Origin of the sequence: Streptomyces sp. NPDC096132 (assembly GCF_044763345.1) — a bacterium.
Classification (GTDB): domain Bacteria; phylum Actinomycetota; class Actinomycetes; order Streptomycetales; family Streptomycetaceae; genus Streptomyces.
Genome location: NZ_JBIWGA010000069.1, coordinates 1 through 9,379, shown reverse-complemented (window position 1 = coordinate 9,379; position 9,379 = coordinate 1). Strand labels below are relative to the sequence as shown.

At 71.1% G+C, this 9,379-nt stretch carries 4 protein-coding genes; 3 read left to right on the top strand and 1 reads right to left on the bottom strand.

What is annotated here, in order from left to right; translation table 11 throughout:
* Positions 1-130: 130 nt before the first annotated feature.
* Genes ACIRF9_RS52135 through ACIRF9_RS52125 form a run of 3 tightly spaced genes read left to right on the top strand, consistent with a single transcriptional unit; the run spans position 131 to position 7,963 of the window.
* Entirely contained in the window at positions 131-4,372 is a 4,242-nt protein-coding gene (locus tag ACIRF9_RS52135) for an amino acid adenylation domain-containing protein (RefSeq protein WP_403837630.1), read from the top strand.
* Complete coding sequence (locus ACIRF9_RS52130) at positions 4,369-5,640, top strand: MDR family MFS transporter (protein ID WP_403837628.1); 1,272 nt, start codon at positions 4,369-4,371, stop codon at positions 5,638-5,640. Before ACIRF9_RS52135 ends, ACIRF9_RS52130 begins: the two co-directional genes overlap by 4 nt.
* On the top strand, positions 5,627-7,963 hold the full coding sequence (locus ACIRF9_RS52125) for a penicillin acylase family protein (protein WP_403837626.1): 2,337 nt from the start codon (positions 5,627-5,629) through the stop codon (positions 7,961-7,963). The genes ACIRF9_RS52130 and ACIRF9_RS52125 overlap by 14 nt, the downstream gene beginning before the upstream one ends.
* Positions 7,964-7,976: 13 nt before the next feature.
* On the opposite strand, the gene ACIRF9_RS52120 is transcribed toward ACIRF9_RS52125, so the two are convergent.
* On the bottom strand, positions 7,977-9,275 hold the full coding sequence (locus tag ACIRF9_RS52120; protein WP_403837624.1) for an MFS transporter: 1,299 nt from the start codon (positions 9,273-9,275) through the stop codon (positions 7,977-7,979).
* Between the last annotated feature and the right edge of the window lie 104 nt (positions 9,276-9,379).

Below are 9,379 nucleotides of genomic sequence, written 5' to 3'. Positions count from 1 at the left end.
ATCGGCAACGAGCACTGGGGCGAGTTCTTCGACCGGGTCGAACGACGGGGCCTGCTGTCGGCCCTCCTGCTCACCCTGTGAACCCCGCACCCGCCGGTGCCGCGCATCTTTGAGAAGTGGAAGGAACACGATGACCATCGACCGCGCCGAACTGCTGCGGCAGCGGCTCGCACGCCAGCACGGAGTGTCCCTCCCCCCGCGGCCGACCGAAGCGCTCCATGGACCGGCGACCGATCCGCAGGATCAGGAGGAACAGGCCCATCCCGATGACCTGAAGGGCTGTGCCGACCTCCTCGAAGCCCTCGCCTTCGTCGTCACCGCCCACCCGGACAGCCCCGCGGTCAGCCACGAGGGCCAGGTCATGAGCTACCGTCAGCTGGACGAGGCCTCCTCCGAACTAGCCGCCGCGGTACGAGCCGCGCACGGTGTGCCCGGCCGACCGGTCGCGATCCTGCTGGAGCGTTCGGCCGAGATGATCGTCGCAGCCGTGGCTGTCCTGAAGGCCGGAGCCTGCTACGTACCGCTCGATCCGGCGGCTCCACCGGCGCGCGTCGCTCTCATCCTCCAGGACGCCGAGCCCGCCCTGGTGATCACCAGCCGGGGCCTGGCCGAACGCCTTCCGGAACACACTCCGCTCCTGTGCATCGACGAGCCACGGGAGCCGGTTCCGACAGAAGACGTCACGGCGGTGGACCCGTCCGCGCCCGCGTACGTGCTCTACACGTCCGGCACCACCGGCGGCCCCAAGGGCGTGCAGGTCTCGCACCGCAACCTGCTCCAACTGCACGCCAGTACCTCGACCGTCTTCGGCCTGACCAGCGACGACGTGTGGTCGATGTGCCATTCCTTCGCCTTCGACTTCTCGGTGTGGGAGATCTGGGGCGCCCTGCTGCGCGGCGCGTGCGTCAGCATCGTCCCCCAGCACGTGGCCCAGGATCCGGTCGCGCTTCGGCGCCATCTGCGCGACGAGCGGGTGACCGTGATGAACCACACGCCGAAAGCATTCAACGAACTCATCGCCGAGGACCGTCGGCATACGGACCGGCTGCCGCTGCGGCGGATCATGCTCGGCGGCGAGGCGCTGCACTTCGCCGATCTCAAGCCCTGGGTCGCCAAGTACGGCGACCACAGCCCCCGCTTGTTCAACATCTACGGCATGACCGAAGCCACCGTCCTGTCGTCCTACCGCCGTGTGCTGCGGGCCGACCTGGAGCTGTCCACGAGCCCGATCGGACAGCCGCTTCCCGAGCTCGCCTTCCGGCTCGTCGACGAGTTCGTACGCCCTGTGCCCGCGGGGACGATCGGGGAGATCGTCATCACCGGCAACGGCGTCGGCGTCGGTTACCTCAAGCGCCCGGAGCTCACGGCCGACCGCTTCATCGAGCTGACCGGCCCCGACGGACGGCCGGAACGCGGTTACCGCACCGGTGACATGGCGGTGCTCTCCGCCTCCGGGGAGTACGAGTTCCGCGGCCGCGTCGACGACCAGGTCAAGATCCGCGGCTTCCGCGTCGAACTGGCCGAGGTCGAGGACGCGCTCGGCGCCCTGCCCGGCGTCGACACGGCAGCAGTACTGGCGCGCGATCTGCCGGGCCCCGGCATGACACTCGTCGCCTACGTCGTGGCCACCACCGCCGACGCCGCCTCCCCGGCAGTGCTGCGCAGCGCCCTGCGCGAGACGCTGCCCGACTACATGCTCCCCGGCGCCTACGTGTTCCTGGACGGCCTTCCACTCACCCGCAACGGCAAGCTCGACCGCCGAGCCCTGCCCCAACCGCGCCTCGGGCACGGGCCGTTGGACGAGCAGGCGGACGGCGACAGCACCACGCGGGACTCCGACAGCGTCGAGGCCGAGATCACCGGCATCGTCGCGGCACTGCTGAAGGCCGACCACGTCGCTCCCGGTGCCGACTTCTTCGAACTCGGCGGTCACTCGCTGCTGGCCACCCGGGTGCTGTCCCGCGTATACACCCGGTTCGGCGTGCGGATCGAACTGAGGGAGTTCTTCCAGTCCCCCACTGTGCGGGCCCTGGCCGGCCTCGTCCGGGAGGAGAGGCGCCGGGCGTCCCGAGGCGGGGCGCTCCGGGGGCGGGGCCCGGCGGACGGCATCGGCAGGATCACGGCCGACGGTCCTGCGCCCGCGACCGACGCCCAGCGGCGGCTCTACTTCCTGTCCCAGTTGGACCCCGACAGCGCGGCGTACAACCTGCACACAGCGTTGTCGCTGGAGGGTTCCCTGTCTGTGACTGCCCTGGAGCGCTCCTTCGCGTCGATCCTCGCCCGGCACACACCGCTGCGCACCGTCTTCCGGCTGGCGGATGGTGAACTCGTACAGGAGGTCCAGCCGCCGCCGGCACGGTTCAGGCTCGTGCCCGAGGACGTCACGGCCACGGAGGACGACAACCATGGGCGGCAGGACGTCGAGCGGTGGTCCGAGAAGGAGGCCGCCCGGCCCTTTGACCTGGAACGTGACCTGCTGCTGCGGGTACGACTGCTGCGGACGGGGCCGCAGAGCCACGTCCTCCTGGTGACCCTGCACCACGCGGCCTGCGACGGCTGGTCCGTCGGTGTGCTCAGCCGCGAACTGACATGCCTCTACCGTCACTTCGTACAGTATCCCGACGCCGAGGACGTGCCCCTGCCCGACCTGCCCCGCAACTACGCGGACTACGCGCATGCCATGCGGGCGTGGCTGGACGGCCCGTCGGCCGAGGAGGAGATCGGCTACTGGACCACCCGGCTCGCCGACCTGCCCGACGTGCACCGGCTGCCCCTCGACAAGCCGAGACCGGCGCGGATGACCAGCAACGGGCGGACCATCGTCTTCACCGCCCGGGGCAAGCGGGCCAAGGCCCTGCGCGAGTTCTGCCGCCGGCACAACGTGACGCCCTACATGCTGCTCCAGACGGTGTTCGCGGCCCAGCTCGCGCGGCGCAGCGGCAGCCCGGACGTCGTTCTGGGCACCGCGGTGGCCAACCGGCCCACGGCCGAACTGGACGACCTGATCGGCATGTTCGTCAACTCGCTGGCCATCCGGGTGCCGATCGCCGAGGACGACACCTTCCGCACACTCCTCGCCGGGGTCAGGGAACGTGCGCTGCGCGATCTGGAGCACCGGCACGTGCCGTTCGAGGTGCTGGTCAAACGGCTCAATCCGCGTCGTGCGACCGACCGCGCCCCGCTGTTCCAGATCATGCTCGTGGTGCAGAACAACGAGCCGACGGAACCGGAGCTGGACGGAGTCGAGGTCACCCGGCTGCGTCTCACCGACCGGGTCGCACAGTTCGACCTGCTGCTGGAGGCGACCGAGGGGGACGGCGGGGACTTCCTGTTCCGCTGGGAGTACAACACGGACCTGTTCCACCACTCGACCATGACCGCCATGGCGACCGAGTTCGAGCAGCTGCTCCAGGAGGCGGTGACCGACCCGGACGCCCTGGCCGTCCCGCGCCTGGTCGAACTCGCCCGCGGGGGCGACGCCGCCGGCCGGACGACAGCCGGTCGACCCGGCACGCTGTCGGTCCCCTCCCCGCTGTTCCCCCTGCGCCAGAACGACACGGCCGCCGGGCACCCGGTGTTCGCCGTCCCGGGCGTGCTGGGCTTCGGATCGGCCTATGTCCAGTTGTCGGCACACTTCTCCGACCGCTCGTTCTACGCACTGCACACCCGGGACCTCGTCCGGGCCGACGGCGCGCTGAGCGTGGAGCGGCTGGCCGGCGACTGTGCCGACGCCGTCGTAGGGGCGGCCGGCGGTCGCGCGGTCCATCTCGTCGGTCACTCGATGGGTGCCTGTCTGGCCTTCGCGACCGCCGAGGTCCTGGGCCGCCGGGGGCAGGACGTCGTCAGTCTCGTCCTGCTCGACCCGCCCCGGCCCGACGCCGTGGCCGAGGCGCTGGGGGCGAGCCGGGCGCACCGGCTCAGGAACTTCCTCGGCTCGCTCGCCCATCTGTTCCCCGCCGACACCCGGGAGATCGGCCTGCGGCTCCTGGAGCCGGGCGTGCTGGCCGAGGAGGAGATCCTGCGCGAGGCGCAGCGGCTGATCGGCCCGGAGGCCGGGGACGTGCTGGACGGCGGCCTGGAGTCGGCGTTCCGCACCTACCTGCGGATGAGTTCGCTGGTGTGGTCCGAGCCCCGGCCGCAGGGCCGTCCGGCTCTGCTCATCAGGGCGGGCGCGGACCCGCATCCGCTCGTCACCGGTCCGTCGAGCGGCTGGGAGTCCTGCCTGACCGGTTCGCTCGAGCGGCACGAGGTGCCGGCGACCCACGAGGGCATGCTGCGCCACCCGCACGCCGAGCAGGTGGCCGCCCTCATGACACGGTTCTTCGCCGCGAACGAGGCGAGGAATCCCAGGGAAAGGACCAACGCCCGATGACCGCCGCACAGCCCCGTGCGCCCTTCCTCGCCCGACTGCTGATCCTCGGCTCCGGCTTCATGAGCCTGGCCAACAGCATCACGGTGCCCTTCCTCGCCATCTTCCTCAGGAAGGACCTCGGGCTGAGCGTCAGCACGGTCGGGCTGCTGCTGGGCTCTTCCGTCTTCTTCTCCGTCATCGCGGGGTATCTCGGCGGCGCCCTCTCCGATGTGCTGGGCCGCACCCGGGTGATGGTGCTCTGCCTGTGCGGGGTGCTCCTGGCATTCGCGGGCTTCTACTTCAGCCAGAACGCGTGGCAGGCGTTCTGCTGCAACGCCGTCATGGCCCTGTGCAGCAGTTCCTTCGGCCCCGTGGTGAAGGCGCTGCTCGGCGATGTGCTGCCGGCCGAGGTGCGCGTCACCTGGTTCTCCTACCAGTACGTCGCGTACAACATCGGGTTCGTGGTCGGCCCGCCCGCAGGCGCTCTGATCGGTCTCTCCGGCGGCCGGGGCGCGTTCCCCGCGGCGGCCCTCTTCTACGGGCTCTACCTGGTGCTGCTGCTGTGCGTCATCCGCAGGGCCGGCGCCGAGGGCGCGGGGGACGTCGCGCCGCCCCGGCAAGTGGCTGCGGGCGGGATCACCGGTGTCGTCCGCGGGCTGAAGAGCAGCACCAGAGTCGCCGCGCGCGACCGGCGCCTGCTGGGCCTGCTGGTCGCGGCCCTGCTGATCGAGGCGTCGCACAACCGGATCTCCGCCCTGCTGGCCCAGTACTTCACGGACAGCTTCCACAACGGCTCCACGATCCTCGCGGCCCTCATGACGACCAACGCGGTGACCGTAGTGTGCGTCCAGTTGTTCGTCGCGAAGTATGTGCGCAAGTACGAACCCGTGCATCTGCTCTCCCTGGGTGCGCTGCTGACCTTCGTCGGCATGGCGGGCTTCGCGCTGGGCGCCGACACCTGGCACTTCGTCGTCGCGATGGTGGTCTTCTCGCTGGGCGAGACAGTGATCGCGCCGGCGGAGTTCGCGCTCATCGACCGCATCGCTCCGGACCACCTGCGCGGCAGCTACTTCGGCACGCAGACGTTCGCGCAGCTCGGCGGTTTCGTCGGGCTCTACTTCGGCAGCCTGCTGCTGGCCGGGTTCGGCGGTACGGCCATGTTCTTCGGCATCGGCTCCACGGCGCTGGTCAGCCTGGTCATGTACCAGGTGATCGGCCGTGTGGTGCCGGGGATGATGACGCCCCGCGGCGTCTCCGAGGTCGAGGGGAAGGCCGATGCACGTGGGTGAGAGCAGGCTGCTCGGCGGCGCGCTGCGGGCGCTGGCCCTGCCCAGCCGATGGGCGCAGCCGGGCCGTTCGCCGCTACGGCTGCAGCGCTACGGAGCCGACGCGACGGTGGTCCGCGACGAGCGGGGCATTCCCTGGATCACCGCGGGCAGCGACCGCGACCTGTACTTCGCGGTGGGCTTCGCGCAGGCCTGCGACCGGCTCTGGCAGATGGACGTCCTTCGCCGCCGGGCTCGCGGCAGGCTGTCCGAGGTCTTCGGTGCGGCGACGGTCGAAGAGGACGTCCGCATCCGCAGGCTCGCTCTCGAGCGGGCGGCCCGGGGGTCCTTGCGCATCCTGTCGGCGGACGGTGCCGCCGCCCTGCAGGCGTTCAGCGACGGGGTCAACGCGGCCGTGCGCAGGATGACGCGCCGAGGCGGGCTGCCGCCGGAGTTCCTGCTGCTGCGCTACCGGCCCGAGCCCTGGAGCCCGTTGGACTCGGTCTGCATCGTCAAACAGCTGGGCTTCGACCTCGGGAAGAACCTCCTCAACGAGGTCTTCCGCTCCGGTCTCGCCCGCGACCGCCCGCAATATGAGGCGGCCTTCGCGCGGCCGAAGTACCCGGCGGACGTACCGCTGACGATCCGAACCGCCGTCGGCGGCCGGGCTGGGGCCGCGTTCGAGGACGGCACCGAGGAACGTGCGGGGTCCGACGGCCCGGCGGCCCCGATCTCCCCGCCCATGCAGGAGTGGCTCGGCGGGCTGCTGCGCGGCAGCGAGGGCCCGGGCTCCAACGCCTGGGCGGTCTCGGGCAAGCGCAGCGCCTCCGGACGCCCCCTGCTGGCGAACGACCCGCATGTGCTGTTCACCCGCCCGAACCTCTGGTACCAGCAGGGCATGGCTCTGACGGGCGACCACGAGCCGACAGGTTACGGCGTCACCGTCCCCGGACTGCCCGGCCTGGTCGCGGGCGCCAACGAGGAGCTGGCCTTCGGCATCACCAACTCCACGATCGACACCCAGGACCTCGCCCTGCCCGCCCCCGGCGTCCTGCCGGACCGCTGGGAGGAGCAGAGCAGCGTGGTCGTACGGGGTGGTGACACGGTGCCCGTCACGGCCGCCGGCTCGGACGGCTGCGTGGAGTTCGTCCTCCCCGCGGCCGCCGGCCGGGAGCGGTGCGTGCTGTTCTGGAGCGGCTTCTCGCCCTCCACCGAGATCGACGGCTGCCTGAGGATGTGGCGGACCCGCTCCTACCCCGAGTTCCGCGAATCCCTGCGCGGCTTCGGTGTACCGGTCCTGAACTTTCTGGTGGCCTGCGCGGACGGGACCATCGCGTTGCGGACGGCTGGCCGGGTCCCTCGTCGGCTGAGGGGCAGCGGTCTCGGACCTCGCGCCTACACCGATGTGGCCGCGTCCTGGCAGGACTTCCTGGACTTCGACGAACTGCCCGAGACCGTCGACCCGCCCGAGGGATACATCGTGTCCGCCAACAACACGATGCTGCCGGACGACGCCCCGGTGTACCTGGGCGGCGACTGGGCCGGCGCCTACCGTGCGCCGCGCATCGACGAACTGCTCGAGGATGCCACCGGGATCACCGCCGAGGACTGTGCGCGGTGGCAGATGGACGTGGCCAACACCAGGGCCGGCAGACTGCTGCCGCACCTGCTGTCGGCCCTGGGCGAGAAGCCGCCCAAGGACTCGCTCACCGCTGCGTGCCACGACATGCTGCGCCTGTGGAACGGCGAGGACACCGACGATCTGGCGGCTCCGCTGCTGTTCTCCGGCCTGATGCGGGAACTGACCGACGACTGGGTCACTGCACGGCTGGGCGAGACGCTGACGGCGGCCATGCCCGATCTGCCGCTCCAGGTCGACCATCTGGTGCTCGATCCGGCCGCCCGAGAGCGGCTGGGGATCGCCGAGCCGCTCACGGAGGCCGTCGGTCGCGCCCTGGGCCGGGCAGTCGCCCGGCTGGCCGCCGAGTGGGGCGAGGACCCGTCACAGTGGCGCAACGACGGGGCGCACCGCATCGGCGATCCTCATCCGCTGACCCGGGCGGTGCCGGTGCTCAAGCGGTTGTTCGGCGACGCGGAGACCCGGCGCGGAGCAAGTCCCTACTCGCTGCGGTTGATGGCGCCGAACGCCTCCGGAGACATCCTGGAAGGCGCCCCCTGGCGGTTCGTGGCCGCGTTCGGGCCCGGGGGGTGCAGCCCGAGGGACGTTCTGCGGCACGGCAGTTCGGGGCATCCCCTGTCCCCTCACTACGACGACCAGAGCGTCGCCCACCACGAGGGACGGCTGTTCCGTATGGACCTGCGCGCACGGGGCGGCAGCAGCGCCTGATCATCGACTGGTTCTACGAACGGGTACGCCCCGCGCGCGCGGCAGGAAGCACCGCCTCCGCCACCTGGAGCGCGCGGTTGGGCAGAGCGTGTGCGGTGACGACGCCGAGAACCGCGATCATGGCGGCGCCCAGCAGAAAGGGTGCCCGTACTCCAGCGTGCGCCGCCACCAGACCGCCGAGCGCCGCACCCACGGGCTCGGTGCCCAGCGCGAGAAGCCGGTAGGCGCTCACCACCCGACCGCGCAGCGGGTCGGGCACGAGACGCTGCCGGAGCGACATCGCCACCACCGCGAACACGCTCAGCGCCAGCCCCGCGGCCATGAGGCAACCCGTGGCGGCCACGACGTCGTCGGTGAAGCCCAGTCCAGCACGGCTCGCGGCGAGGAGGAACAGCGCCGCGGCAAGGGTGCGGCCGGGACCGAGGACACGTGAGACCGTGGTGGCGAGGAGGCTTCCGAGGATCCCGCCGACGGCCACGGCCGTCAGCAGCAGCCCGTAGGCCGTTGCACCGAGTTCGAGGCGACGCTGCGCGTACAGGACGAGGATCGCCGAACTCGCGCTGTAGGCCAGGTTGGTCACGCCGACGGTGACAGCCAGGGTCCGCAGCGTCGGCTGCCGCCACAGCCAGACGAGGCCTTCCCGGGTCTCCGCGAGCATGGAGCGGCTCCTGGCCGGGGTGCGGTCCGGCGAGCGCGGGGCGGACCGCTCACGGCGCCTGGCGAGCCCGCGGACGAGCAGGGAACTGAGCCCGAAGGAGACGGCGTCGGCGAAGAGCGGCACGCTCGCGGCGACGCCGAACAGGAAGCCGCCGGCCGGCGGTCCGAGGAACTGCTGTGCCGACGTCTCGCTGAACGACCTTCTGCTGTTGGCCTTTTCGAGCAGCCGCTGTCCCTCGCCCTGCGGCACCAGCAGGGGGACGACCGCCTCGCCGGCGGTGTCGAACAGGGTCTGGCCGATGCCCAGCACGAAGCCGACGGCGAGCAGCAGACCGATGCTGCCGTGTCCGGTGGCGATGGCGGTGGCCAGTCCTGCGACCAGAGCAAAGCGGGCGCAGTCGACGATCCACATCACTCGCAGCCGGTCCCACCGGTCGACCAGGGCGCCGCTGACCAGGCCGAAGAACAGCCAGGGCAGCGAGGTGACCGACGCGCTGAGGCCGACGAGAGCGGCGTTGGCCGTCAGTGAGGCTGCCAGCAGGGGTACGGCCGCGGCGGAAACGCCGTCCCCGATGAGGGAGACCGTCGCCGCCGTCCAGAACCGGGAGAAATCACGTCCGAGACGAGGGTGCGCTCCATCCTGGTGACGTGTCACGGATCAGACCCTAGTAGGACTCCGTTAGGTCTGTCCCGATCTCGGCCTTGAGTGTGACCCGCTGGGCAGGGGTTGATGGCAGGTTGCGCAGACGCCGGTCCAGC

Bases quoted from the DNA above. Each gene is read 5' to 3' on its own strand.
- ACIRF9_RS52135 (WP_403837630.1), top strand. From the start codon at position 131: ATGACCATCGACCGCGCCGAACTGCTGCGGCAGCGGCTCGCACGCCAG.
- ACIRF9_RS52130 (WP_403837628.1), top strand. From the start codon at position 4,369: ATGACCGCCGCACAGCCCCGTGCGCCCTTCCTCGCCCGACTGCTGATC.
- ACIRF9_RS52125 (WP_403837626.1), top strand. From the start codon at position 5,627: ATGCACGTGGGTGAGAGCAGGCTGCTCGGCGGCGCGCTGCGGGCGCTG.